Genomic DNA, 24,555 nt, shown 5'->3' with positions numbered 1-24,555 from the left:
AATGCGAGACGGATCGTCTCGTCTCTCATTCCGTAAAGGGGGATCCACATGACCACCACCGCGCCTTCGACCGCAGCCGCGGCCGCCGCCGCTGCTGCCGCGCCCGCCACGGGCGGATCTCGCACCTGGTTCGTCACCGGGGCCAGCCGGGGCCTGGGGCGCGCGTTCGCCGAGGCGGCGCTCGCCGCCGGCGACCGGGTGGCGGCCGTCGCCCGTACGACCGCCGCGCTCGACGAACTGGCCGCGGCCCACCCCGGCCGCGTCCTGCCGCTGACCGCGGACGTCACCGACCGCGCCGCCGCGTTCGCGGCGGTCGCCGCGGCCGCCGAGCACTTCGGCCGGCTCGACGTCGTGGTCAACAACGCCGGCACGCTCTCGGCGGGCATGGTCGAGGAGTTCACGGAGGCAGAGGCGCGCGCGCAGATGGACGTGAACTTCTTCGGCGCGCTGTGGGTCAGCCAGGCGGCCATGCCCGTACTGCGCGCCCGGGGCGGCGGCCACGTCGTCCAGATCTCCAGCATCGGCGGGTTGGCGGGCTTCCCGTCCACCGGCCTGTACAGCGCGAGCAAGTTCGCCCTGGAGGGCATGAGCGAGGCCCTGGCGATGGAGGGGGCCGCGTTCGGCGTCAAGGTCAGCATCGTCCAGCCGGGCGGCTACTGGACCGACCTCTACACCTCGATGCGCACGACCACGCCGCTGGCGGCCTACGCCCCGCTCCGGGCCGAACTGGAGCGGCAGTGGGCGGAGGGCTCGGTCGACAGCGAGCCACGGCTGGCCGCCGAGGCGCTGCTCGCACTGGTCGACGCCGAGGAGCCGCCGCTGCGACTGCTCCTCGGGAGCACGGCGTACGACCTCGCCTTCGACGTCGCCGAGCGCCGCAGGGCGACCTGGGCCGGCTGGGAGCGGGTCAGCCGGGCGGCCGAGAAGGCCGTGCCCCCGCCGGCGTAGCAGGGCCGGGGACGAGCACCCGCCCGGCCCGCGCCCCCACGGCCGGTCCGCCGTCGGCAGCGCCGCCCGCCGCCCAGCGGGCGACCGGGCCCACGGCCCAGCCGGCCGCGGCGAAGACGCCACCGAGGAGCACCCAGCCCGGGATCCCCCACACCAGCAGCAGGGAGGTCAGCACCAGTGGCCCGAGGGTGCGCGCCAGCGCGAGGCCGGTGCCGAAGAAGCCTTGGTACTGCCCCATCAGGTCGGCGGGCGCCAGGTCGAAGGCGAGCTGCCACGAGCCCGCGGAGTGGCGCATCTCGCCGACCACGTGGAGTACGGAGCCGGCGACCAGCACGGCCGCCGCGCCCCAGCCCGGCAGCCCCGCGGCCGAGACGGCGTACACCAGGCAGGCGGCCAGCATGAGCCGGCCCGAGCTGCGCACGGCCCGGACCGCGGTGGTCCGGTCGGTCACCGCGCGGGCCGTGCGCACCTGGAAGAGCGTCACCGCCAGGGTGTTGAGCACGAACAGCCCCGAGACCAGCCAGCCGGGGGCGTCGGTGCGCCGGACGATCCACAGCGGCAGCGCGAGGGTGAGCAGCGGCATCCGCAGCAGGAGCACCGCGTTGAGCAGGGTCAGGACCGTGTACGGGCGGTCCCGGAGCACCGCGATCCGCGGTCCGGCCGGCGCCGCGGTCGCGTTCCGCACCCCGGTCGCGGTCCCCGCCGGGTCGGCCGCCGGCGCTCCGCCGGCCGACGCGACCGGCAGCCGGTGCAGCAGCAGCGCGCACAGCAGGAACGCCAGCGCGTCCAGCGCGAACACCCCCAGGTACGCGCCGCGGGTGCCCGCGTGCAGGGCCAGTCCGCCGAGGGCCGCGCCCACGGCCAGCCCCGCGTTCCCGGTCGCCTGCAACCGGGCCAGTACACCGGTCCGTCCGGCCCGGTCCACCAGCGCGGCCAGCAGGGCCTGCCGGGCAGCGGCCAGGCCGCACTGGGCGGTCGCGTACGCCACGGCGGCCACGGCGAACGCGGCGTAGGAGCGGGCGAGGAGGAAGGACCCGACGGCCGCGGCGGTGGCCAGGGCGAGCAGCACCGAGGTGCCGCGCGGCCCCCGCCGGTCGGCGAGGGCGCCGAGCGGGACCCCGGCCAGCGATCCGACCGCCCAGCCGAGTGCCAGGCCCAGGCCGATCTGCGCGGGCGACAGGCCGACGACGGTCGTGAAGTAGAGGGCGGAGGTCACGTAGTACGCGCCGTCGCCGACGGAGCTGCCCAGCTGGGCGGCGATCAGCAGCCGGGCGGGGCCGGGCGGGGGCAGGATCCTCATCGGGGGGGGGCATCTCCGGGGGCAGCGGGGCGGGGCGGTCGGGTCACCGGGCCGGGGGCGCCGGCGGGGGCGCCGGGCGCCAGCGGCGGGGGCGGCGGGCGCCAACCGCCCCCGCTCGACCGGTACTTCGACCCTACGGACCCGGTGGCCCGGCCCCCAGGTCCATTCGCGACCCGTGCGACCGGGCCACTTCCCGCCCGACCCGGCGTCCCGCCGGGCCGGGCGCCCGCCGCTCCGCTACCCGGCCCCGTCGAGCAGGTCCGCGAGTGCGTCGAGCGCGGCCGGCCAGTCGCGTTCGCGCGGAGTGCCGTAGCCGACGACCAGGCCCTGGCGGCGGTCCGGGGCGGTTGCGTGCGGGGCCTGCCAGTGGTCGTCGAGCCAGCCGAGGGCGAGGCCCGCCGCGGCGGCCCGGGCGTGCAGGTCCGCCTCCACCGGGCCGCCCTCGGGCAGCATCACGAGGGCGTGCAGGCCCGCCGCGATGCCCTGGACGCGGCCGGCGGCGCCCAGCCGGGCCACGAGCTGGTCACGGCGGCGCCGGTAGCGCATCCGGGCGGCCCGGATGTGGCGGTCGTAGGCGTGACCGGTGATCATCTCGGCGAGGGCGAGCTGGCCGAGGGTCTCCGTGTGGTGGTCCGCGTGCAGCTTGAGGTCGACGACGGGGTCGACGAGCTCCTCGGGCAGCACCATCCAGGCCAGGCGCAGGGCCGGGGCCAGGGACTTCGAGACCGTGCCCAGGTAGGCCACCTGCGCGGGTGCGGTGCCCTGGAGGGCACCGATCGGCTGGCGGTCGTACCGGAACTCGCCGTCGTAGTCGTCCTCCACCACCAAGGCGCCGCGGGCCCCGGCCCATTCGGTGAGCTCGCGCCGCCGGGCCGGGTGCAGCGGCACGCCGGTCGGGTACTGGTGGGCCGGGGTGACCACGGCCGCGTCGGCCGCGCCGAGCTCCGCACAGCGCGCGCCCCGCCCGTCGACGGGCAGCGGTACGACCTCCAGGCCGCGGCGGCGCACCACCTCCCGGTGGAAGCCGAGGCCCGGGTCCTCCATGGCGACGGTCCGGCCGCCCCGCTCCGCCACCAGGCGGGCGAGCAGGGCCAGCGCCTGGACGTAGCCGGAGGTGATGACGATCCGGCCGGGGTGGGCCACCACGCCCCGGGTGCGGCCGAGGTACTCGGTGAGGGCGGTGCGCAGTTCGATGCGGCCGCGCGGGTCGCCGTAGCCGTACGTCTCGGGGGCGGCGGAGCCCAGCGAGCGGCGGACGGCGCGCAGCCAGGCGGCGACGGGGAAGGTGGAGACGTCGGGGTTGCCGGGGCGCAGGTCGTGGGCGGGGGCCGCGGGGCCGCGGCCCTCCGGGGCGGGGGCCCGGCCGGTCCCGGCGAGCGGGGCGGCGACGACCGTGCCGGCGCCGCGCCGGGCGGTCAGGTATCCCTCGGCGGTCAGCTGGTCGTAGGCGGCCTGCACGGTGCCGCGGGAGAGGCCGAGTTCGGCGGCGAGGCGGCGGGTCGAGGGCAGCCGGGCCCGGGAGAGCAGCCGGCCGGTGCGGATGGCGTCGCGCAGGCCGTGTTCGAGGGCCGCCCGCCGGCCGCCCGCCGCGTCGAGGTCGACGTGCAGGTCGACGCCCGCGACCGACCAGCAACCGGATTCAGTCATGGCAGCCGATCATAGGATCGAACGTCCGTTCTCGGACACCCGGGGGCCCTGCGGATCCTCCCCGGCCCCCGGGTGCGGGTGGTGCGGGCCGCCGGCCCGCCGCGCTCCGGGGGGAGGGAGGCGGGCGGCGGGCGCGGCGGCGGTCCGGGGGTCACGAGGAGGGCGTGGGGCCCTCCATGTGCTCGCTGATGAACTGGATCGGCCCCTCGCCCATGTTGGGGACGTAGGTCGCCGCGTTGTGCTTGCCGCCCTGGATGATCCGCAGGCTGGTGTGGATCGGGCCCTTGCCGTACGTGGCGATGAACTTCTGCACGTCGGGCAGGGTCCTGGGGTTGCTCTCGTTCGTGCCGACCTGGAAGGCGAGGTAGACGTCCGGGCCCTTGCGGTCGATCAGGCGCTGCGCGAGGACCTGCGGGTTGTTCTCCTGCTTCTCCTTCTCGTGGCCCTTCCACAGCCGCGAGTCCGGGACGACGTCCGGGCCGGAGGCGACCACGGCCTTGAACTGGTCGGGCTTCTGCAGCACGGCCTTGAGGCCGTTGAACCCGCCGGTGGAGGAGCCCATGAACGCCCATCCGTCACGGGACTTGATGGTGCGGAAGTTCTCCTTCATCAGCTGCGGGACGTCCTCGGTCAGCCAGGTGCCCATCTTGGGCTGGCCGGGGATGTCGCTGCCGTCCCAGTAGGTGCCGTCGGTGTCCGGCTGCGGGTTCTGCACGGGCATCGCCAGCAGGAAGGGCTTGCTCTTGCCCTCCTGGTACCACTGGGTGATGCTCGACTGGAGTTTGAGGTCGGTGCCCATCCAGTAGTTCATGGGGTAGCCGGCGCCGCCCGGCAGCGCGATCAGCACCGGGAAGCCGCTCTTGGCGTACTTCGGGTCCGAGTACTCCTTGGGGGCCCAGACCCAGACCTTGCCGGTGAAGCCCGACTTCCTGCCCTCGTACGTCACCACGCCGATCTTCGTGCCGTCGTCGAGGGTGTTGGCGACCTTGAACGCGGCCTTCGGGCCGGTCGGCATGAGGGTCTTGGAGTCGGCCGGCTTGGCCTTGGACGCGCCGCCGGCGTCGGAGCCGGAGTCGCCCCCGGAGGGCGTCTGGTCGAAGGAGACCGGGTCGCCCTTGTCGGTGAAGGGGGGTATCTCGTAGTAGCTCATGGTCTGCCAGGCGCCGACGCCGAGCACCGCGACCACGGCGGAGCCGATCAGCCAGCGGCGGGCGCGGGAGCGGCGGCGGGGCGGCTCGTCGTCGTGCCCGCGGTCGTCGTCGCGGCCGCGACCGCCGTCGTGGCCGCGGCCGGCGTCGTACGCGCTGTCGGCGTCGTACGGACGCCCCCGGTCGTATCCGTCGGCGGCGTGGCCGTGCGGGCCTCCGGAGGCCGCCCGGTCGGGCGCGGGGCGGTACGGGCGGCCCTGGTCGTAGGTGAAGGGGGGCTCGTACGGGGCCTGCGCGGGGGCCTGGGCCGGGGCGTGCGAGCCGTAGGACGCCCGGGCCTCGTGCGCGGCCGGGGATCCGTAGGGGGCCCGGTCCTCGTACGGCGCCCGCGGCGCGGCGTACCCGGGGTAGTCGCGGGGGGCCGCGCCGCCGTGCCCGGCCTGCTGCGGGGCGCCGGGGTGGGGCCGCTGGGCGTAGCCCTGGGCCCGGGCGGGGTCGCCGGCGCGCAGGTGCACGGTCCCCTGGTCGGCGACCGGCGGCACGGCGCCGGGGCCGCCCGGGCCCTGGCCGACGCCGCGCAGGTGCATCGTGCCCTGGTCGCCGTACGACTGCTGCCCGCGGCCCGGGCCACCGGGCGGCCGGGCCCCGTACGCCGGCGCGCCCTGGGGCCCGCCGCCGTACGCCTGGCCTTCGTACGCCTGCCCTTCGTGGGCATGCCCTTCGTAGGCCTGGCCCTGCCCTTGGCGCCCCTGGCCGCCGTGGGGCTGCTGCCCGTACACCTGGCCGGGGGCCTGGTGCGGCGGGTGGTCGCCGTGCTCCGGGTACCCCTCGGGGTTCCCCTGGCGGCCGTGGCCCTGGGCGGGGGTGTTCGACCCGTTGGGTCCGTAGGACATCGCGATGCTCCGACTGGTGATGCCCCTCGGGGGCGAACTGTCATCCGGCCGTGAAGATGACAATCCGACCGGATACGTTGCTTCCTTTACCGTTTCTTGACCTGGTACCGGCTTGCGCGTGACGGCGGGCGCATGGGACGGAACGACTGCTTCCGCGGGTGGCGCACGGCCGCGCCCCGTGCCGCCCCGCGCCGCCCCGCGGCCGCTCCGGGGCCGGCCGGACCACCTGCGGGTCGTGGTCGCCGGCCTGGTCGGAGAACCCGGCGCCGACGTGCGCGATACGGGGTGTGCCACGCGTGTCACGTCGGCCGCCGGGCCGCAGAGGCCGTGCACCGGGCTGATGCCCCGCCACCTCCCGGGAGGCCGCCCGGATATGCCGCCCGCACGGCCCAATCACCAGGGCCCACCGAGCCATTCCCAGGAGGTATGGCAGGTCTCTGGCCTGCGCGCACGGCGGCCGGTACGGTTCCGGCGGCACACGGGCGGCCCCGTCCCCACCGGACCCGCACCGACCGTTTTCCTGATCTTCACCCGTACCGTGCCGACCGGTGGACCCGCCGCCCCTACCTTTACGTCGCGCCGCCAACCCCACACCATGTCTGACGGAGGTCATGCCGTGCTCGGCATATCGCTCTCCCGGCCCCGCCGCAGTGTCACCGCCCTCGCCTCGGCCTTCGGCCTCAGCCTCGCCGCCGCGGGGATCTGGACCGGCCTGGGCGGCACGCAGGACGCACACGCCGCGGCCCTGCCCCAGCCCGACCACATCGTGGTCGCCGTGTTCGAGAACCACGCCTACAGCCAGGTGATCGGCAGCTCGAGCGCCCCCTACATCAACTCGCTCAGGACGGGCGGTGCCAGCCTCTCGCAGTCGTACGGCATCACGCACCCGAGCCAGCCCAACTACCTCCAGCTGTTCTCGGGCGGCAACCAGGGCGTGACCAGCGACAGCTGCTACACCCCCGGCTTCAGCTCCGCCGCCAACCTGGCCTCCGAGCTGATCGCCGCCGGCAAGAGCTGGGGCAGCTACAACGAGGGCCTGCCCAGCCAGGGCTCCACCACCTGCTCCAGCGGCCGCTACGCCCGCAAGCACAACCCCTGGTTCGCGTTCTCCAACGTGCCCACCAGCACCGCGAAGACGATGAGCCAGTTCCCGACCGACTTCACCACCCTGCCGAAGGTCTCCTTCGTCGTGCCGGACCTGTGCAACGACATGCACGACTGCTCGGTCGGCACCGGTGACACCTGGGTGCAGAACAACCTCAAGGCGTACGCCGACTGGGCCAAGACCCACAACAGCCTGCTGATCGTCACCTTCGACGAGGACAACCGCCTGGCCGGCAACCGCATCCCGACCGTCCTGTACGGCCAGCCGGTGACCCCGGGCTCGACCACGTCGACCACGTACAACCACTACGACGTGCTGCGCACCGTCGAGGGCCTGGCGGGTCTGACGGCCCACGCCGGCAACGCCGCCACCGCCAAGGACATCACGGGGATCTGGGCCTCCTGACCATGTACGTTGCGGACAGCCGCGGCACCCCCGCGCAGCCCGTGACGACGCCCACGGCCGCCGCCCGGGACTCCCGCCCCGGGCGGCGCGCCGCCGTCGCCCCCACGGTGCTCGCCCTCGGCACGGTCTCCCTCGTCACCGACGTCTCCTCGGAGATGGTGACGGCCGTGCTGCCGCTCTACCTCGTCGCCGGCCTCGGCCTCTCCCCGCTCGGGTTCGGTCTGCTCGACGGCCTCTACAACGGGGTCAGCGCCCTCGTCCGGCTCACCGGCGGCCACCTGGCCGACCGCTCCGGCGGCCACAAGGCCGTCGCCGGCCTCGGCTACGGGCTCTCCGCCCTCGCCAAGCCGCTGCTCCTGCTCGCGCACACGCTGCCCGGCATCGGCGCCGTGCTGGCCCTCGACCGGACCGGCAAGGGCTTGCGCACCGCGCCCCGGGACGCGCTCATCTCCCTGGCCAGCGAACCCGCCGAACGCGGCCGGGCCTTCGGCGTCCACCGCGCCATGGACACCGCGGGCGCCCTGATCGGCCCCCTGGTCGCCTTCGTGATCCTGCGCCGGGCCGCCGAGGGGTACGACGCCGTGTTCACGGTCAGCGCCTGCGTGGCCGCGCTCGGGGTGCTGGTCCTCGTCCTGTTCGTACCCGGCCGCGCCGCCGCCGCGGCCACGGCCGCCGGCGCCCCGGCGCACCCGCCGGAGCGTGAACGGGCCTCGCTGCGCGCCTCCTTCGGGCTGCTGCGCCGCCGCGACCTGCGCCGGATCAGCCTCTGCGCCCTGCTGCTGGGCCTGACCACCGTCAGCGACGCCTTCGTCTTCCTGCTGCTCCAGCACCGCACCGGCCTCGCCGACCGCTGGTTCGCGCTGCTGCCGCTCGGCACCGCGGGGGCGTTCTTCCTGCTGGCCCTGCCGCTGGGCCGGCTCGCCGACCGGATCGGACGGTGGCGGGTGTTCCTCGGCGGGCACGTCGCGCTGCTGCTGGCGTACGGGCTGCTGCTCTCCGGCTGGCGGGGCCCCGTGCTCCCGTACACCGTCCTGCTCCTGCACGGGCTGTTCTACGCCGCCACCGACGGCGTGCTGATGGCGGCTGCGGCCGGCGTCGTGCCCGAAGGGCTGCGCGCGGGCGGACTGGCCGTCGTACAGACGGGCCAGGCGCTCGCCCGGTTCGTGTGCTCCCTGGCCTTCGGCGCCGCCTGGAGCGCGTGGGGGGAACGCCCGGCGCTGCTCGCCGCGGCGACCGGACTGGCCCTGTGCCTCCTCCTCGCCGCCCGCCTGGCGCCCTCCGGCCCCGAACCCTCCCCCGTCCCCGACGCCGCCGCTCCAGGAAGGACCCCCGCATGACCCACCGCAACCGGCTGCTGATCCTGCTGGCCGCCGTCCTCGCCCTCGGCTGCGTCGCCGGGGCCGCGGTGTGGCGGGCCGGCGAGCGGGCGGACGACCGGAACCGGGCGCAGGCCGGCGGCCCCGACGTACGGGCCGGCCGGTTCTCCCTGGTCGCGGACGGGCGGCGCCGGATCGTGTTCCGCAACATGGCCTGGGGGCCGCGCCGGGACGAGCTGGCGACCGTACCCGCCGCCACGCCCGGCGGCCGGCGGACCGCCTCCGGGGTGCGCTGCCTGCGCTTCCACGCCGCCGCCGGGACCGGCGTCTGCCTGCAGGCCGTCCGGGGCGCGGTCCAGGACACCTACCGGGCGGTGGTGCTGGACGCGCACCTGAAGGAGCGCTCGCACCACCCGCTGGCCGGCATCCCCACCCGGGCCCGGGTCTCCCCCAGCGGCCGGTACGTCGCCTGGACGGTCTTCGTCGGCGGTGACAGTTACGCCGGTACGGACTTCTCCACCCGCGCCTCGGTCCTCGACACCCGGACCGGGAAGCTGGAGCCGACCCTCGAGGACTTCACCGTCATCAAGGACGGCGAGCGGTACCGCTCGGCGGACGCGAACTTCTGGGGCGTCACCTTCAGCCGCGACGACCGGCACTTCTACGCCACGCTCGGCACGAAGGGGCGGACGTACCTGGTCCGGGGCGACCTGGCCACCCGTACCGTCACCACCCTGCGCGCCAACGTGGAGTGCCCGTCCCTGTCACCCGACGAGACCCGGATCGCCTTCAAGAAGCGGGTGCCCGGACTGCCCGCCGACGCCCCGTGGCGGCTGTACGTGCTGGACCTGGCCGACCTGACCGACCGGCCGCTCGCCGAGACCCGCAACGTCGACGACCAGGCCGTGTGGACCGACGCGCACACCGTCGCGTACGCGCTGCCCGGGGACTTCGGGGCGGACCTGTACGCGGTGCCGGCGGACGGCTCGGGCGTCGCGAAGCGGCTGATGGACTCCGCCCTCGCCCCCGCGTGGATCGGCTGACCACGGGACCGCGGTGGGCGGCGTCTCCCGGGGTGGCCGGCCCGCTACGGCGCTCCGCCCTCGACCCGCCCGGCCCGGTCCGGTCCGATCCCGCGCTACGCCGGGTGGGTGAAGCGGTGGGGGGAACCGGAGCGGTGCCAGGGGGCCCAACCGGGGGTGCCGGTGGTGGCGAAGGAGGTCCAGGCCGCGTGCATGGCGTCGGCGAGGGGCTGGGGGGCGCCGGGGCCGGTGAGCGAGGTGGCGCCGGGCATGGCGAGGGTGTCGAAGACGAAGCCGAGCTCCAGGGCGTGGCAGCTGCCGAGGCCGGGGACCGCCGAGGGCCAGGCGAACTCGTAGAGGTGGGCGGTGGCCCGTCGGGGGGCGGCGGCGAGGCGGCGCAGCGGGTCGCGCAGGAGGCGGTCGGTGAGCAGTTGGCCGACCACCTCGCCGGCCGCGGCGCCGGGGCGGGCCGCGCGGGCGGAACGTATCTCCGCCGGTGTGGCACGGCCGCGCAGGGCACCGAAGGCGAGCGTCACGGGACCGAGGCGGTCCATGTGGCGGAGCAGGCCGGTGGGGGCCACCCAGAGCCGGTACTCCTCGCTCGTCCAGCCCATCAGGAGCGGGACGTCGGCGGCCGCCCGCCCGGTGACGAGCCGTTCCAGGGGGTCCCCGGGCACCGCGTCGCCGTCCTCGACGATGCCGAACGCGGGCCCGCCGAGCAGCGGGCTCGAACGCCGCTGCACGACGGTCTGGGCCGCGAGCAGCGCCTGCGGCGGGAGCGCGGCGAAGGCGGCCGCGGTGGCGGGCACCTTCAGCCGGGCGGCCATCCGGCGGACCATCGTCCGTACGTGCGGTCGCGGCAGTGCCTCGGGGGCGCCGCTCTGCAGCACCGCCTGCCGGAACAGGCCGGCGGCCCGGGGCGAGGCGAGCAGCACGCCGGTGCTGATGGCGCCCGCGGACTCGCCGAAGACGGTCACCCGGTCGGGGTCGCCGCCGAAGCCGGCGATGTTGTCCCTGACCCATTCCAGCGCGGCGATCTGGTCGAGCAGGCCCCGGTTGGGCACGGCGTCGGGGAACAGCCCGTAGCCGGCCACCCCGAGCCGGTAGTTGAGGGACACCAGGACGACGCCGTCGCGGGCGAAGGCCGACCCGTCGTACACCGGGACCGCGGAGGAGCCGCGGGTCAGGGCGCCGCCGTGGATCCACACCATGACCGGCAGCCGGGCGCCGGGCCCGGGCTCGGGGGTCCACACGTTGAGGTTCAGGCAGTCCTCGCCCGGGACGACGGGGTCGTCCAGCAGGGTGGCGAAGGGCTCCTCGTACGGGGGCTTGGGGGCGGTGGGGCCGAAGGCGGTGGCGTCCCGGACCCCGTCCCAGGGCGCGGGCGGGGCGGGGGCGGCGAACCGCAGGGCGCCGACGGGCGGGGCGGCGTACGGGATCCCGCGGAAGACGGCGACGCCGTGTTCACGCGTGCCGCGGACCGCCCCCTGCCGGGTCGTGGCCGTCACGGCGGCGACGGCGTCGGCCGCGTTCCTCGTGTCCATGCCGGGGTCCTTCGTCCTCGTGCGTCGCCGTCCGCCTGCCGGTGGAGCGGCCGGACGGCCATCCTCTCAGGGGGTGCGTGACCCCGCCCGGCGGGGGCGGCGGCGGTCAGGGGGCCGGGGTCGGGGCCGCGCGGTCGCGGAGCTGCGCGTCGAGCCAGCGGATCACCTCGGGGTACTCCTCGCGCCAGGTCTGGAAGTTGTGCCCGCCCTCCTCGCGGATCAGCTTGGCGACCCGGGTGGGCGCCTTGGCGGCGGCGGCGAACTCCAGCGTGGGCCGGTAGTTCGGCTCGCCCTGCTTGCTGGAGCTGACGAGCAGGGAGACCGGCGGCGCGGGCCGGTGCCTCAGGCGCCAGGTGAGGTCGTTCTCGTTCTGGAGCTTCCTGCTGCCGTCGTAGAGGTCGCCGGTGTCGCGATCCTTGCGGGCGAAGTAGTCGGCGGACAGGCCGGCCCCGGCCCCGTAGCGGGCGGGGTTGGTCATGGGCAGCTTGAGCGCGCAGTAGCCGCCGGTGGAGTTGCCGACGGCGCCCCAGCTGCCGGGGGTGTCGGTGGTGCGGTAGTGCTCGCTGACGGCCGCCGGCAGGTCCTGGTTGAAGAAGGTCAGCGCCTGCGGGCCGCCGGGCACGTCGGTGCAGTTGGTGTCCCGGCCGGGCACGACGGAGGGCCGTACGAGGACGTAGATGGTGGGCCGGACGGTCTTGGCCATCACGGCCTCGGACACCGCCTGCGGGACCTTCAGCTGGGTGATCAGGTTCTTCGATATGCCGGGCTGGCCGGTGATCGCGACCACGACCGGGAACGTCCGGGTGCGGTAAGCGGCCTGGAAGTACTGCGGGGGCAGGTACACGTAGCCGGTCATGGACAGACCCGTGAGCCGGCCCCGGATCGCGACCTCCTCGACCTGCCCGGCCACCGGCGCGGGGCCCTTGAGGCCGATGGACCGCGGTCCCTTGACCGTGAGGGCCGGCGGCAGCTTCCCGCCCGCGGGCGCCGCCTCCAGCGCCTGGACGGTGGAGGAGCGGCCCAGCAGCTCGTCCCATGAGGAGTAGAAGCCGAAGGAACGGTTCGCCGCGACCAGCAGCACCGACAGCAGGCACAGCTGCGCCACCGCGAGCATGCCCAGCCGGGCGGCCCACCCCGCCGGGCCCGGCCGCGCGGCGCGCGGCCAGAGCCACAGGATCAGGACGCTCACCACGAGGGTGCCCGCCATCAGGATGCAGAGCAGGGTCTTGGAGGTGAGTGCCACGTTCCTTCTCTCTTGTCTCGCTCGGCGCAGAGTGACGGCGCCCGGACGTGAAGAGGGAGAAATGCCGCGTCGGGTTGCCCGTGAGGGTGACGTGGCGTGACCCACACCGGTGGCACGGGTTGAGCCGGACGGGGCGTCCGCCCCACCCCGACCCACACCGCGAGGCTTTCATGCGTATCAACGGCACTCTCCGGGCCGCGGCGGCGCCGGTACTCCTTCTGGCGGCCGCGGCGGCCGGCACCGGTTCGGCCGCGGCGGCCGGCGGCCCGGAGTTCCAGTACGTCGGCACCGACGACCAGGTGCACGCCGCCAGCCGCCCGGCCGGCTGCGTCGAGGCGGTGGGCGCGCCCGGCACGGGCGTGGTCAACCACACGGCCCGCGAGGCCGTGCTCTACCGGGGGCCGGGCTGCACCGGTGCTGTCCTGGGCCGGGTCCCGGCGGGCGGCAGCGCGCCGACGTCCTTCGGCTTCGGGTCCGTGGAATTCGGCGTCACCAGGTAGGGCCAGTGGCCGTGACCCCAGGGCGGCCGCGGCGTTGTACGGCATGTCATCGCCGCAGATCTTGCGGTGCTTCAAGAATCTCAAGGAGATATCGATGTCGCGTATCGCGAAGGCGGCGGCCATCACCGCTGCCGCCGGTTCCGTTCTGGCCGCCGGCGCGGGCATGGCCGCCGCGGACTCCGGAGCGCACGGCGCCGCGGTCGGTTCCCCCGGTGTCGGCTCCGGCAACGTCGTCCAGGTTCCGATCCACGTGCCCGTCAACGTCTGCGGCAACTCCGTGAACGTGATCGGTCTCCTGAACCCCGCCTTCGGCAACACCTGCGTCAACGGTGGCGGTCACGACGACGTCGAGGGCGGCTACGGCGGCTGATGCCGGTCCCCCCGCGGAGCGGGCCCCCACCGCGGTGCGGTGGGGGCCCGTTCCGTTGCCTCCCGCCCCCGCCCCCGCCCCGGCCCCGGGAACGGGGCCGGGACGGGGCCGGGCTACTCGTACCGGTACGTGTCCTGGTGGCCGAGCATCTCGCGCGGGGTGACGCCCCAGGGCGGCATCGGCTCGTCCAGGCTGAGCACCCGCCCGTACTGCGGGTCGCCGCGCTCCAGCCTGCGGGCCGGCAGGTACCCGGACTCCGGGTGGCGCTGCTGCCAGCGGTCCCACAGGAGGTCCACGAAGGCGTGGTGGAGCCAGAAGGCGGGGTCGTTCGGGGCGGTGCCGCCCGTCATGTGGCCGCCGATCCACTGGTGGACCTTGTTGTGGTTGCGCCAGCGCTCGCTGCGCGGCGCTGCCCAGCCCTCCAGCTTGTTGCGGAAGCCGCCCTGGGCGGCGGTGGAGTCCCAGGGCGCCGTGTCGTACACCGGGTCGTCCAGGGCCCAATCCAGCTCGGCCGCGGTGGGCAGTTCGATCGGCCGGTCGGGGCGCCCGAGGTTGCGGGTGAGGGCAACGCCGTCGGTCATACCGACGGTGACGGCCCAGTTGCCGCGGTCGTACGCGAACGGGCCGGTGGTGACCTGGCGGTCGCCGTCGCGGCCGGTGCCGCCGAGGAAGTCGTCGGCCCACAGCGAGCCGACGGGGCTGCGGTCGGTGGTCCAGTCCCAGTACGGGAGGGTGACGCCGGGGTCGACGGCGCGCAGTGCCTTCTCGAACTGCAGCAGGTAGGAGCGGTGCCAGGGGAAGAACGAGGGGGTCATGTGGCCCACGCGCCGCCGGCTCGCGCCGTCCGGCACGAACCAGCGGTTGTGCGTGCGGACGAAGTCGTCGTACGTGCCGTCGCGCTTGAGTTCGATCAACGCGGACGTGAAGCGCTTCTTCTGCGCGCGGGTGAGGTTCCTCTGGTTCTGGCGGGTGTACACGGGGTCGGGGCCCTTTCAGCCTTGGTTGCGGGGATCAGCCGTGGTGCGCCGGGTTCGCCGCCAGCCGGGCCGTGCCGAGCTCGTCGACGGCGGCGCGTGCGAGGTCCCGGGGGGTCGCGAAGGACTCGTAGTGGTTGATCCCGCTGAGCCAGCTGCCGTCGGCGCGCCGCATCACGGGCAGCGGCCGGCCGTCGATGCGGATGTCCACGGCGTCCGCGGCGCCCCCGGCGTGCGTGCCGTCCGAGCTGCGCGCGGGCAGTCGGACCGCGGCGATGTGCCGCCCGCGGTACGTCTCCTCGAAGAGCGGTACGGGCGGCTCGGCGGTGCGGCGCCGGGCGGACCGGCCGGCCCGCACCAGCGGGGCCAGGGCGGCCGCGGTGGCGGTGAGCACGGCCGCCGTGAACGCCGTGCGCAGCGCCAGCCGTCGGCCGACGACGGTGCCGCGGGACCCGGTGGCGGGTCCCCCGGTTCCGATGTTCCCGCTGGTGGCGCTCATCGTGTGCTCCCTCGGCTCCGCGGACCGTCAACCGCCTCTGACGGTCTAACGCTCCGGGGCGGGCTGGGGCACGCCCTCGTCGAAGATCGTGGGTCCGCGGGCGGGCCGGCGACGGCCCGCCCGCAGGGGGTGTGCGGGGCTGGCCCGCCCGCAGGGGGTGTGCGGGGCTGGCCCGCCCGCAGGGGGTGTGCGGGGCCGGCCCGGTCAGGGCGCGGGGAGTGCCGCCAGTTCCGCGATGCGGTCCCGGTGGTGCCCGGCGGTTCCCAGGGCCAGCGAGTCGGCCTTGGACCTCTTGAGGTACAGGTGCGCGGGGTGCTCCCAGGTCATGCCGATGCCGCCGTGCAGCTGTACGCACTCCTCGGCGGCCCGGACGGCCACCGGCGAGCAGTAGGCCTGGGCCAGCGACACCGCGAGCGGGACCTCGTCCGCGGCCCCGGTGGCGAGGGTGCCGGCGGCGTTGCGGGCGGCCGCCCGGGCCTGGGCGACCTCCAGCCACAGCTGGGCGAGCCGGTGCTTGAGGGCCTGGAACGAGCCGACGGGGCGGTTGAACTGGTGGCGGGTGCGGACGTACCCGACGGTCTCGGTCAGGCACCAGTCGGCGAGGCCGAGCTGTTCGGAGGCGAGCAGCCCGGCGCCCGTGAGGAGCGCCCGCTGCAGCACGGCGGGAGCGGTGTCGGCGTCGGCGAGCCGTTCCCCGTGCGCCCCGTCCAGGGTGACGGTGGCGAGCGGGCGGGTGAGGTCGAGGGGGACCTGCGGGCCGATCCGGACCTGGTCGGCGGGGACGGCGTAGAGCCCGGTGTCGGCCGGGACCAGCAGCACGTCGGCGCCGACGGCGTCCGCGACGGCGGTGACGGTCCCGGTGAGCCGGCCGCCGCCGGAGCCGTCGCCGTCGCCCGCGTCCCGGCCCCCGCAGGTGTCGCGCACGGTCGGGTGCCACGGCGCGCCCGGAGCCAGCGTCAGCGGCCAGGCCGGGACCGCCACCGCGGCGCCGGAGGCGAGTTCGCCGAGCAGCCGGGAGACGGCGGGGAGGGCGGTGTCGCAGCCGAGCAGGGTCTCGGCGGCGAGGACGGCGCAGGTGAGGTAGGGGAGGTGGACGGCGGCCCGGCCGAGCTCCTCCAGGACCACCCCGGCCTCGCGGGGTCCCGCGCCCTGTCCGCCGAGCTTCTCGGGCACGAGCAGTCCGACGGCCCCGGTGCCGGCGAGGGTGCGCCACAGGTCGGGGTCGTGCGGGTGCCCGGCCTCGGCGCGCTCGAGGGTGGCGGCGGGGGTGGTGCGGTCGGCGAGCAGGGACCGTACGGCGGCGCGCAGGTCGTCCTCGGTGTCGGAGTAGAGCAGGTCCGTCATCGGGCCAGGTCCTTCCAGGGGAGGTCCTTGTCGTCGCGGGGCTCGGGCGGCAGGCCCAGGACGCGTTCGGCGACGATGTTGAGGAGGATCTCGCTGGTGCCGCCCTCGATCGAGTTCCCCTTGGAGCGCAGGTAGCGGTAACCGGCGTCGCGGCCGGTGAAGTCGACGAGTTCGGGGCGGCGCATCGTCCAGTCGTCGTACGCCAGGCCCTCCTCGGCGAGGAGTTCCACCTCCAGGCCGCTGATCTCCTGGTTGAGGCGGGCGAAGGCGAGCTTCATGCCGGAGCCCTCGGGGCCCGGCTGGCCGGCGGCCAGTTGCTGGCGCAGTCGTTCGCCGGTGATGCGGGCCACCTCGGCCTCGACCCAGAGTTCCAGCAGGCGCTGGTGGAGGGCGTGGTTGCGCAGTTCGGGGCGGGCGCGCCAGGTGGCGGCCACCGGGCCGATCATGCCGCCCTCCCGGGGCAGCCGCATGCCGCCGATGGAGACCCGCTCGTTCATCAGGGTGGTGCGGGCGACCTCCCAGCCCTGGCCGACGGCCCCGAGGCGGTGGGCGTCGGGGATGCGCACGCCGGTGAGGAACACCTCGTTGAACTCGGCCTCGCCGGTGAGCTGCCGGAGCGGCCGGACCTCCACGCCGGGATCGGTCATGTCGCACAGGAAGTAGGTGATGCCCCGGTGCTTGGGGAGGTCGGGGTCGGTGCGGGCGACGAGGATGGCCCAGCGGGCGAGGTGGGCGCTGGACGTCCAGACCTTCTGGCCGGTGACGATCCAGTCCTCGCCGTCGCGGACGGCGCGGGTGCCGAGGGCGGCGAGGTCGGAGCCGGCGCCGGGCTCGCTGAAGAGCTGGCACCACACCTCCTCGCCGGTCCACAGCGGGCGCAGGAAGCGCCGCTTCTGCTCCTCGGTGCCGTACGCGAGGATCGTGGGCGCGGCCATGCCGAGACCGATGCCGATGCGGCGGGGGTCGTTGTCGGGGGCGCCGGCGGCTTCGAGGGCCGCGTCGACGCCGGCCTGGAGGGTGCGGGGGGCGCCGAGGCCGCCGAGGCCCTCGGGGTAGTGGACCCAGGCGAGTCCGGCGTCGAAGCGGGCGCGGAGGAAGGCGGTGCGCTCGGTCCCGGCCGGGGGGTGGGCGGCCAGGAAGTCCCGTACGCGGTCGTCGAGTTCGGCGGCGGTGGTCATCGGGCACCACCGGTGGGGAGGATCGCCAGCCGGCCCGTGGTGGTGCCGTCGGCGACGCGCTGGACGGCGTCGGCGGCCGCGTCGAGCGGGAGGCGCTCGCTGACCAGGGGGGAGACGGCGCCTTCGGCGGCGAGCCGGGTCAGCTCCTCGTGGCAGGCCAGGACGGCCGCCGGATCCCGTTGCGCGTACAGGCCCCAGTGCAGGCCGACGATCGCGTAGTTCTTGATGAGGGCGTGGTTGAGGGCGGGGGCCGGGACGGTCCCGCTGGCGAAGCCGACGACCAGGATGCGCCCCTCGAAGGCCACGCACTTGGCGGAGGCGGTGTACGCGGCCCCGCCGACCGCGTCGTAGACGACGTCGGCGCCGCGTCCGCCGGTGAACTCCTTGACGCGGGCGACGAGGTCCTCGGACGTCCGGTCGATCACGAGGTCGCAGCCGAGCGCCTCGGCGGCCGCGGCCTTGGCCTTGCCGCCCACGACGCCGATGACCGTGGCGCCGGCCGCCTTGCCCAGTTGGACGGCGGCGCTGCCGACCCCGCCCGCCGCCGCGTGCACCAGGAGCGTCTCGCCGGACTGGAGGCGGGCCCTGCGGTGCAGGCCGAACCAGCCGGTCTGGTAGCCGATGTGGAGGGCGGCCGCCTGGGCGTCGTCCAGGACCGCGGGCGCGGGCAGCAGGGCGTCGGCGCGGGCGACGGCGTACTCGGCGAAACCGCCGTACGGGAGGCCCGGGTTGGCGATGACCCGGCGCCCGTCCTCGGTCTCCGCGCAGATCTCGACGCCCGGGGTGAAGGGCAGCGGGGGCCGGATCTGGTACTCCCCGCGGCACAGGAGCGCGTCGGGGAAGTTGACGGCGGCGGCGCGGACCCGCAGCAGCACCTCCCCGTCGCCGGGCCGGGGTTCGGGTACCTCGTCGAGCCGCATGACGGCTCGCGGCTCGCCGTGGGTGTGTACCTGCCATGCCTTCATCGGGGGCCTCCAGCCGCCGTCGACGGACCGTGCTCGGACCGCATACTAAGCGGTCGCTTGCCTCCAGGGGAACCACTCCCGAGGTCTGCGAACCAGCCAAGGTCTTCAAGTGGTATGTCCCGTTCCGCCCCCGAACGTCCGCACGGCGTGCATCATGTTCCCCACACGACACCGTGATCCATGGGGGGACACCACGTGAGGAAGAGCCTTGCCGTCTGCGCGGCCGCTGCGGCCGTGGCCGGCCTGATGTCCGCAGCGGGTCCGGCCGCCGCCACGGCCGGCTGCAAGCCGCAGCTGAAGGTCCTGGGAGCGCTCGGGCCGGCGGACCCGCGGGACCACGACGACGACGGCGTCCGGGACCTCGGCGCCGGCGACGTGGCCGTCGGCCAGTCCGCGGGTCGGCCCGTGTACTGGAAGGGGAGCCGGGTCCACGCCGTCCCGCTGCCGGCCGGCAGGACCCGGGGCGAGGTGCTGGCGGTCAACAGCAGCGGCCTGATGGTCGGCACCTACCGCGACGAGGCCGCCTCCACGTCACGCGCGTTCAGCTACCGCATCGGGGACGCGGCCGTGACCACCCTGCCGGAGGGCGAGTCGGCCGGCTGGCGCGAGATGGACGTCAACGACTCCGGATACGTCGTCATGGACGAGGACCACGGCCGGGGGGGCCTGGTCTGGCGCGACGGCGCGGTGGTCCGCCGGCTCGCACTGCCGCCGGGGAGCAGGCCGGAGGCCCACGTCACCTACGTGACCGCGATCAACGACCGGGGCGACGTGCTCGGCACGGCCGAGGAGATCTACGAGGTCCCCGAGACGGGCGAGCAGGTGGACAGGTGGTACCCGGTCGTCTGGCCGGCCGACGGCGGGCCCGCCAAGACCCTGGAGCCGGTCGGCAACAGCCTCAACATGCCGTACGTCCAGGACATCGACGAGAGCGGCCGGGTCGTGGGCCACTGGTTCCACGGACCCTGGTACGAGTACCGGCCGATGGTGTGGGACGCCCCGTACGAGGAGCCGGGCGGCTCCCCGGGCCTGCTGGGCACGTTCCCCTACGGCACGTTCGAGGCCATCAGCCGGACCACGGACGTGGCCGTCGGCACCGCCAAGTACCACCCGGACAACCCGACCCGGCCGGACCAGGCGCAGCTGTGGGCGGGCTCCGGCCCGGTGCGCGCGCTGCCGCGGCTGGCGCCCGACGGAGCCAGTGCGGCGGAGGCGGTCACGGACGACGACCGGGCCGGCGGCTCCGCGGTGGACGCGAAGGGCGTGCGCCAGTCCGTGGTGTGGACCTGCGCGACCAAGCAGGCGTACCTGCCGTAGCGCGGACGCCCCGGTCGTGGGACTGGCGATCCGAGCCCCGGCGCGCTATCGATGCGCGCATGGAGCGTACGCAGCCCACGGACCCCGCCGCCGAGCCGCCCGACCCGGCCGCCGGGCCCGGCAGACCCCACCGGCCCGGGGCCGGTTCCCCGGCCGCCGGGCGGGCGGCCGGCCGGACACCGGCCGCCCGGACCGCCGGACCGGCCCTGACCGGCCTGCCCGGGCCGCCGCCGCTCGGGGCCAGCGCGCTGCCGCCCGGCACCTACGAGGGCCGGGTCGTGCTGGTCACCGGTGGCGGCACGGGGCTCGGCAAGGCGATCGCCGCCGAGTTCGCCCGGCTGGGCGCGGACCTCGTCATCGCCGGCCGGCGGGCCGACCGGCTGGCGGCCGCCCGCGACGAACTGGCCGCCGTCGGCGGCGGCCGGGTCACGGCGGCGGTCTGCGACATCCGCGACCCGGAGCGGATCGCCGAGGTCTTCGACGCGGCGGAGGCCGCCTCCGGCCGGCCGGACGTGCTGGTCAACAACGCGGCCGCCAACTTCCCCGTGCCGGCCGAGGACATGTCGCCGAACGCCTGGCGGGCGGTGGTGGACGTCACCCTCACCGGCACCTGGTTCACGAGCCGCGAGTTCGGCCGCCGCCACCTCTCCGGCGGCACGCCCGCCTCGATCGTCAACATCGGCGCCTCGTACGCCTGGACGGGCGGCCCCGGCTTCGCGCACAGCGCGGCCGCCAAGGCCGGGGTCAAGAGCCTGGTCGAGACGCTCGCCGTGGAGTGGGGCCCGTACGGCATCCAGGTCAACGGCCTGGTCCCGGGCCTCGTCCCGCACCCGGACATGACCCCGGACATCCGCTCCGGCCTCGCTGCCGCGGGTGCGGCCGCGGCCCCGGACGCCCGCCAGCCCGCGCTGCGCGTGGGCGCGCCCCGCGAACTCGGCTGGGCCGCCACCTTCCTGGCCTCCCCCTACGCCCGCTTCATCACCGGCCACACCCTCGTCGTGGACGGCGCGAACTGGCAGCGCCGGGCCCTGGTCAACCCCGACGTGGTCCCGGTCCGCACCCAACTGGGCCGCGGACCCTTCACCCCCTGAGGACTCCCGACGAAACGACCTCCGAGGCGGTGGGACCGCTCCGGGACAGGGGGTCGGAGAGGATCGGTCCGGGCCGGGCGGAAGCTCCTATGATCTTCGACATGGCAACACGACTCGTGCAGATCAACATGAAGGCGCATGACGACTCCGCGCTCGGCCGGTTCTGGGCTGAGGCACTCGGGTGGGGGGTCGACAGCGAGGGGCCCGGCGTGACCAACCTCGAACCCGTGGGTTTCGCCTACCCCGACCCCGCGGCCGTCTGCATCGACGTCATCGCCCGCCCGGAGCCCAAGACGGCGAAGAACCGGGTGCACATCGACCTGGCCACCACCTCGGCCGCCCATCAGGAGGAGCTGGTCGCACGCCTGAAGGACCTCGGCGCGACGCTCGCCGACGTGGGCCAGGGCGACGTCCCCTGGACGGTCATGGCCGACCCGGAGGGCAACGAGTTCTGCGTCCTGGAGCCCCGCCCGGTCTACGGGGACACCGGGCCGATCGCCGCGGTGGTGGTCGACTGCACCGACCCACGGGAGATGGCCCGTTTCTGGGGCGGGGCGATGGACTGGACGGTGCACGAGGTCACCGACGACCACGCGACCATGCGCTCCGCCAAGGGCGTCGGCCCCTACCTGGAGTTCGTCCGCACCCCCGACACCAAGAGCGGGTGGAACCGCGTCCACCTCGACGTCCGCCCCTACCCCGGTGACGACCCGGCAGCAGAGGCCGCCCGGCTGCGCGCCCTGGGCGCCACCGACCCCGGCATCGACCAGTCCGCCATCCACTGGACGGTCCTGGCCGACCCGGAAGGCAACGAGTTCTGCCTCCTCAGCCCGCGCTGACCGAGCCGGCCCGGCACCCGTCCGGGGCGTCGGTCAGCGGCCGTGGAAGTGCGGGGGGCGGCGGGCGGCGCCGGCCGTGTAGCCCTCGCGGCAGTCGTCGGAGGTGAGGGTGAGGGCCGCGTTCATGGCCGTGCGCTCGAGGGCCGCGGGCAGCTGCGCGTCGGCGAAGGCGTCGACGTTCCGCTTGACCGCCTGGACGGCCAGCGGGGCGTTGGCGGCAATCTCGGCCGCCAACGCCCGTGCCGCCTCCGCCAGTTCGTCCTCGGGCACGACGAGCTGGAGGAGGCCGAGGCGCTCCGCGGTGGCCGCGTCGATGCGGCGGCCGGTCAGCGCGAGGTACTTGGCCCAGCCGGCGCCCGCCTCGCGGGCGACGCGCAGGTCGCCGCCCGCGTCCACCGCCACGCCGAGCCGGGCCTCGGGCAGGGCGAACACCGCGTTGTCCGCGGCCACCCGTACGTCCGCCATGAGCGCGAGCTCGAACCCGAAGCCCAGGCAGTAGCCCTGCACGGCGGCGACCACCGGCTGCGGCAGCCGGGCGAGCACGGCGAAGCGCTCGTGCACCCAGCGGATGCCCTCGTAGTAGTTGCGGGTGCGGGCGGCCGCCGAGTCACCGGTGATCGCGCCGCCGGGCGCGGTCACGTCGATGCCCGCGCAGAAGGCCCTGCCTTCGGCGCACAGCAGGACCGCGCGGACCGACCCGTCGAAGCGGATGCGGTCCGCCAGCAGCCCGAGCTGGCGGGTGGACTCCCAGCTCCAGCCGTTGAGCTTCTCGGGGCGGCAGAGGGTGAGGACCGCGAGGCCGTCGGCGACCTCCAGGCGGATGCGCTCCTCACCCTCGGCGATGTCCGTGCCGGTCGTGTCGATCACGGCCGCGCTCCCCTCCCCCGCGCACTGACATGACGACGCGTCAGGTTAGGGGGTGGGGCCTGGGAACTGAACCGGTCAGCGGCCGAAGAGTTCGAACGAGACGGCGGGGCGGCCGCCGAAGCGCTCGGCCACGGCCTGCGCGTTGCCGGTCAGGAAGTTCCGGCAGTACGTCTCCGGGTGCTCGTCGGTGAGCGCCTCGATGTACGCGCGGTGCTCGAGCAGCGACCGTACCGAACGCTCAAGGCCCGGGCCGGCGTCGGCGGCGTGCGTGGGCGAGGAGGAGCCCGCCACGGCGACCCACCGGACGCCGCCCCACGGCTCCAGTCCCTGCTCGGTGAGCTCGGGGAAGATCCAGCGGTTGCCGGCGTCGCCGGCCGCGTCGAGGACCGCCCGGCCGACGGCCTGGTGGTCGGGCGTGTTCCAGAACGCACCGGGCCCGCTGCCCCAGGTGTCACGGTGGTTGAGGGTGATCACGAGCTCGGGCCGGTGCCGGCGGATCGCCGCGGCGATGTCGCGGCGCAGGTCCGGACCGTACTCGATGACGCCGTCCCGGTGGTCGAGGAACTCGACCGTGCGCACGCCGACCACCGCGGCGCTGGCGCGCTGCTCGGCCTCGCGCAGCGGGCCGCAGGCGGCGGGCTCGAGGGTGTCCATGCCGGCCTCCCCGCGGGTGGCGAGGACGTAGACCACCTCGCGTCCGCCGTCCGTCCAGTCGGCGATCGCGGCCGCACAGCCGTACTCGAGGTCGTCGGGGTGGGCCACGACGGCCAGGGCACGGGTCCAGTCGGTGGGCATGGGCTTCAGCTGCTCCGTCATGATCGGCACAATAGGCGAAACGGACGCACCGGGGCCGGCGTTGACGCAGGTCCGCGCCCCCCGGTGCGCCCCACCGGCCGCCGGCACGTGGCGGCCGGCCGAGCGACGGGGGTTGCGCAGTGGCGGATTCACGCACGCGTGCGGAGACGGCCGCACGGTCCGGTGCACCGGGGGTGGTGGCACTGGCCGATGCCGCGGGAACGTTCTTCGACACGGCGCGGAAGGCCTTCCCGGAGGCCACGGAGGAGGACTGGGCACTGGCGCACGCGGCCGACCCGGAGGCCTTCGGCCCGGCGGACTCCTGGCTCCTGGAGTTCCGCTGCTTCGCGGTCGTGCGCCCGGGCGGCCGCGTGACCCTGGTGGACGCCGGCGTCGGCCCGGCGGACGCGCCCGCCGCCGACTGGGCACCCGTCCCGGGACGCCTGCCCGAGCTCCTCGCGGAGGCCGCGATCTCCCCGTCCGACGTCGACACGGTGGTACTGACGCACCTTCACGGCGACCACGTGGGCTGGGCGGTGGGCCCGGACGGGGCCCCCTGGTTCACCGAGGCCGAGTACGTCCTCCAGCGCGCCGAGACCGCCCCGCTGCCCCCGGACGCCCCGGCCGCCGTCCGCGTCGTCGACCCGCTGCGCCGGGCCGGCGTCCTGCGGGAGGTCGAGGGCGAACACCGGATCGGCCGCCACGTCACCCTCGTCCCCACCCCCGGCCACACGCCGGGCCACCAGTCGGTGGTCGTCACCGGTGGCGAACGGGAGCTGGTCCTGACGGGCGACCTGCTGGTCCACGCCGTCCAACTGGTGAGCCCCGGCGTCCCGTACGTACACGAGGTCGACCCCGCCCTCGCCCGCCGCTCGCGCGAGGAGCTCCTGGCCCGCGCCCGCCGCCGCGGCGCCCTCCTGGGAACCCCGCACCTGACCCGCCCGTTCGTCGAGCCTTACTGATCGTTTCAGAATGAGTTGAGCCGCGGGTCCTGCACTCGCCGATCTTGGTCGGCAGCGTGTCCGGGTGCGTGCTGATCTTGTTCCGGACGACCTGCGGGAGCGGGTGGCCCCCTTCTGCCGCCGCCTCCCGAACGGCGCCGCCGGCATCCCCCGCCTGCTGTGGAAGCGGGGCATCAAGCCGCTGATCGCGCGACGCGGCGTCGCCCACGGCTCCGGACTGGACGAGGTGCGCCGGGTGGTCGAGCGCGCCTTCGCCTGGCTGCACCAGTTCAAACGGCTCCGT

The 24,555-nt window shown here is 75.4% G+C and carries 22 protein-coding genes and 1 pseudogene; 11 read left to right on the top strand and 12 right to left on the bottom strand.

Annotated elements, in window-relative coordinates; all coding sequences use genetic code 11:
- Window positions 1-48 precede the first annotated feature (48 nt).
- On the top strand, window positions 49-948 hold the full coding sequence (locus IF43_RS0100595) for an SDR family NAD(P)-dependent oxidoreductase (protein WP_030192547.1): 900 nt from the start codon (window positions 49-51) through the stop codon (window positions 946-948).
- Here IF43_RS0100595 and IF43_RS0100590 read toward each other — a convergent pair.
- The 3 genes from IF43_RS0100590 to IF43_RS43650 form a co-directional block, all read right to left on the bottom strand.
- A complete protein-coding gene (locus tag IF43_RS0100590) occupies window positions 908-2,248 on the bottom strand; it encodes an MFS transporter (protein WP_051794450.1) in 1,341 nt (446 codons plus the stop codon). The genes IF43_RS0100595 and IF43_RS0100590 overlap by 41 nt on opposite strands.
- Window positions 2,249-2,485: 237 nt before the next feature.
- On the bottom strand, window positions 2,486-3,895 hold the full coding sequence (locus IF43_RS0100585) for a PLP-dependent aminotransferase family protein (RefSeq protein ID WP_030192544.1): 1,410 nt from the start codon (window positions 3,893-3,895) through the stop codon (window positions 2,486-2,488).
- A 151-nt stretch (window positions 3,896-4,046) separates the two neighbouring features.
- The gene (locus tag IF43_RS43650; protein WP_324605076.1) at window positions 4,047-5,936 is read right to left on the bottom strand and encodes an alpha/beta hydrolase-fold protein; all 1,890 of its coding nucleotides are present in this window, start codon (window positions 5,934-5,936) and stop codon (window positions 4,047-4,049) included.
- Between the two features lie 616 nt (window positions 5,937-6,552).
- On the opposite strand from IF43_RS43650, the gene IF43_RS0100575 reads away from it, so the two are divergent.
- Genes IF43_RS0100575 through IF43_RS0100565 form a run of 3 tightly spaced genes read left to right on the top strand, consistent with a single transcriptional unit; the run spans window position 6,553 to window position 9,805 of the window.
- On the top strand, window positions 6,553-7,446 hold the full coding sequence (locus IF43_RS0100575) for an alkaline phosphatase family protein (protein WP_030192540.1): 894 nt from the start codon (window positions 6,553-6,555) through the stop codon (window positions 7,444-7,446).
- Window positions 7,447-7,448: 2 nt separating this feature from the next.
- Window positions 7,449-8,783: an MFS transporter gene (locus IF43_RS0100570; protein ID WP_199922646.1), complete on the top strand. Its 1,335-nt coding sequence runs from the start codon at window positions 7,449-7,451 to the stop codon at window positions 8,781-8,783.
- Window positions 8,780-9,805 (top strand): hypothetical protein, encoded by a 1,026-nt coding sequence (locus IF43_RS0100565; protein WP_030192534.1) that lies wholly within the window; start codon window positions 8,780-8,782, stop codon window positions 9,803-9,805. Before IF43_RS0100570 ends, IF43_RS0100565 begins: the two co-directional genes overlap by 4 nt.
- 95 nt (window positions 9,806-9,900) lie before the next feature.
- Here the strand turns inward: IF43_RS0100565 and IF43_RS0100560 are convergent, their stop codons facing one another.
- Window positions 9,901-11,328, bottom strand: coding sequence for a carboxylesterase/lipase family protein (locus IF43_RS0100560; protein ID WP_078909822.1), 1,428 nt, complete (start codon window positions 11,326-11,328; stop codon window positions 9,901-9,903).
- A gap of 106 nt (window positions 11,329-11,434) precedes the next feature.
- The gene (locus IF43_RS0100555) at window positions 11,435-12,571 is read right to left on the bottom strand and encodes an esterase family protein (RefSeq protein WP_030192529.1); all 1,137 of its coding nucleotides are present in this window, start codon (window positions 12,569-12,571) and stop codon (window positions 11,435-11,437) included.
- Between the two features lie 170 nt (window positions 12,572-12,741).
- Here IF43_RS0100555 and IF43_RS0100550 point away from each other — a divergent pair, with 170 nt between their 5' ends.
- Together IF43_RS0100550 and IF43_RS0100545 are read left to right on the top strand one after the other, a co-directional pair.
- Window positions 12,742-13,071: a hypothetical protein gene (locus IF43_RS0100550; protein ID WP_030192527.1), complete on the top strand. Its 330-nt coding sequence runs from the start codon at window positions 12,742-12,744 to the stop codon at window positions 13,069-13,071.
- Window positions 13,072-13,165: 94 nt separating this feature from the next.
- Window positions 13,166-13,441, top strand: a complete 276-nt coding sequence (locus IF43_RS0100545) for a chaplin (protein WP_030192525.1) — start codon at window positions 13,166-13,168, stop codon at window positions 13,439-13,441.
- A 113-nt stretch (window positions 13,442-13,554) separates the two neighbouring features.
- Here the strand turns inward: IF43_RS0100545 and IF43_RS0100540 are convergent, their stop codons facing one another.
- The 5 genes from IF43_RS0100540 to IF43_RS0100520 all read right to left on the bottom strand — a co-directional run bounded on the left by IF43_RS0100540 (window position 13,555) and on the right by IF43_RS0100520 (window position 18,401).
- A complete protein-coding gene (locus IF43_RS0100540; RefSeq protein ID WP_030192523.1) occupies window positions 13,555-14,418 on the bottom strand; it encodes a tyrosinase family protein in 864 nt (287 codons plus the stop codon).
- 34 nt (window positions 14,419-14,452) lie between these two features.
- Window positions 14,453-14,914: a tyrosinase family oxidase copper chaperone gene (locus IF43_RS0100535; protein WP_030192521.1), complete on the bottom strand. Its 462-nt coding sequence runs from the start codon at window positions 14,912-14,914 to the stop codon at window positions 14,453-14,455.
- Between the two features lie 204 nt (window positions 14,915-15,118).
- Window positions 15,119-16,258, bottom strand: coding sequence for an acyl-CoA dehydrogenase family protein (locus IF43_RS0100530; protein WP_030192519.1), 1,140 nt, complete (start codon window positions 16,256-16,258; stop codon window positions 15,119-15,121).
- The gene (locus tag IF43_RS0100525; protein ID WP_030192517.1) at window positions 16,255-17,436 is read right to left on the bottom strand and encodes an acyl-CoA dehydrogenase family protein; all 1,182 of its coding nucleotides are present in this window, start codon (window positions 17,434-17,436) and stop codon (window positions 16,255-16,257) included. The genes IF43_RS0100530 and IF43_RS0100525 overlap by 4 nt, the downstream gene beginning before the upstream one ends.
- Window positions 17,433-18,401 carry an NADPH:quinone oxidoreductase family protein gene (locus IF43_RS0100520; RefSeq protein WP_030192515.1) on the bottom strand — a complete coding sequence of 323 codons (969 nt, stop codon included), beginning with the start codon at window positions 18,399-18,401 and terminating at the stop codon, window positions 17,433-17,435. The genes IF43_RS0100525 and IF43_RS0100520 overlap by 4 nt, the downstream gene beginning before the upstream one ends.
- A 195-nt stretch (window positions 18,402-18,596) precedes the next feature.
- On the opposite strand from IF43_RS0100520, the gene IF43_RS0100515 reads away from it, so the two are divergent.
- From IF43_RS0100515 to IF43_RS0100505, 3 genes are all read left to right on the top strand, one after another.
- Window positions 18,597-19,718 (top strand): hypothetical protein, encoded by a 1,122-nt coding sequence (locus IF43_RS0100515; protein ID WP_158939125.1) that lies wholly within the window; start codon window positions 18,597-18,599, stop codon window positions 19,716-19,718.
- A gap of 59 nt (window positions 19,719-19,777) precedes the next feature.
- On the top strand, window positions 19,778-20,809 hold the full coding sequence (locus IF43_RS0100510) for an SDR family oxidoreductase (protein WP_078909821.1): 1,032 nt from the start codon (window positions 19,778-19,780) through the stop codon (window positions 20,807-20,809).
- Window positions 20,810-20,910: 101 nt separating this feature from the next.
- Complete coding sequence (locus tag IF43_RS0100505; protein ID WP_030192509.1) at window positions 20,911-21,648, top strand: VOC family protein; 738 nt, start codon at window positions 20,911-20,913, stop codon at window positions 21,646-21,648.
- A gap of 33 nt (window positions 21,649-21,681) precedes the next feature.
- On the opposite strand, the gene IF43_RS0100500 is transcribed toward IF43_RS0100505, so the two are convergent.
- On the bottom strand, window positions 21,682-22,515 hold the full coding sequence (locus IF43_RS0100500; RefSeq protein ID WP_030192507.1) for an enoyl-CoA hydratase/isomerase family protein: 834 nt from the start codon (window positions 22,513-22,515) through the stop codon (window positions 21,682-21,684).
- Window positions 22,516-22,590: 75 nt separating this feature from the next.
- Window positions 22,591-23,331 (bottom strand): PIG-L deacetylase family protein, encoded by a 741-nt coding sequence (locus IF43_RS0100495; protein WP_030192505.1) that lies wholly within the window; start codon window positions 23,329-23,331, stop codon window positions 22,591-22,593.
- Between the two features lie 176 nt (window positions 23,332-23,507).
- Here IF43_RS0100495 and IF43_RS0100490 point away from each other — a divergent pair, with 176 nt between their 5' ends.
- Entirely contained in the window at window positions 23,508-24,272 is a 765-nt protein-coding gene (locus IF43_RS0100490; protein WP_234331906.1) for an MBL fold metallo-hydrolase, read from the top strand.
- A 166-nt stretch (window positions 24,273-24,438) separates the two neighbouring features.
- Window positions 24,439-24,555 (top strand): annotated as a pseudogene (locus IF43_RS40280) (IS5/IS1182 family transposase); the annotation flags it as partial.

The organism is Streptomyces sp. NRRL S-87 (assembly GCF_000719335.1).
GTDB lineage: Bacteria > Actinomycetota > Actinomycetes > Streptomycetales > Streptomycetaceae > Streptomyces.
Note: the sequence above shows the minus strand (reverse complement) of the source record. Positions and strands in the feature narration are given on the sequence as shown.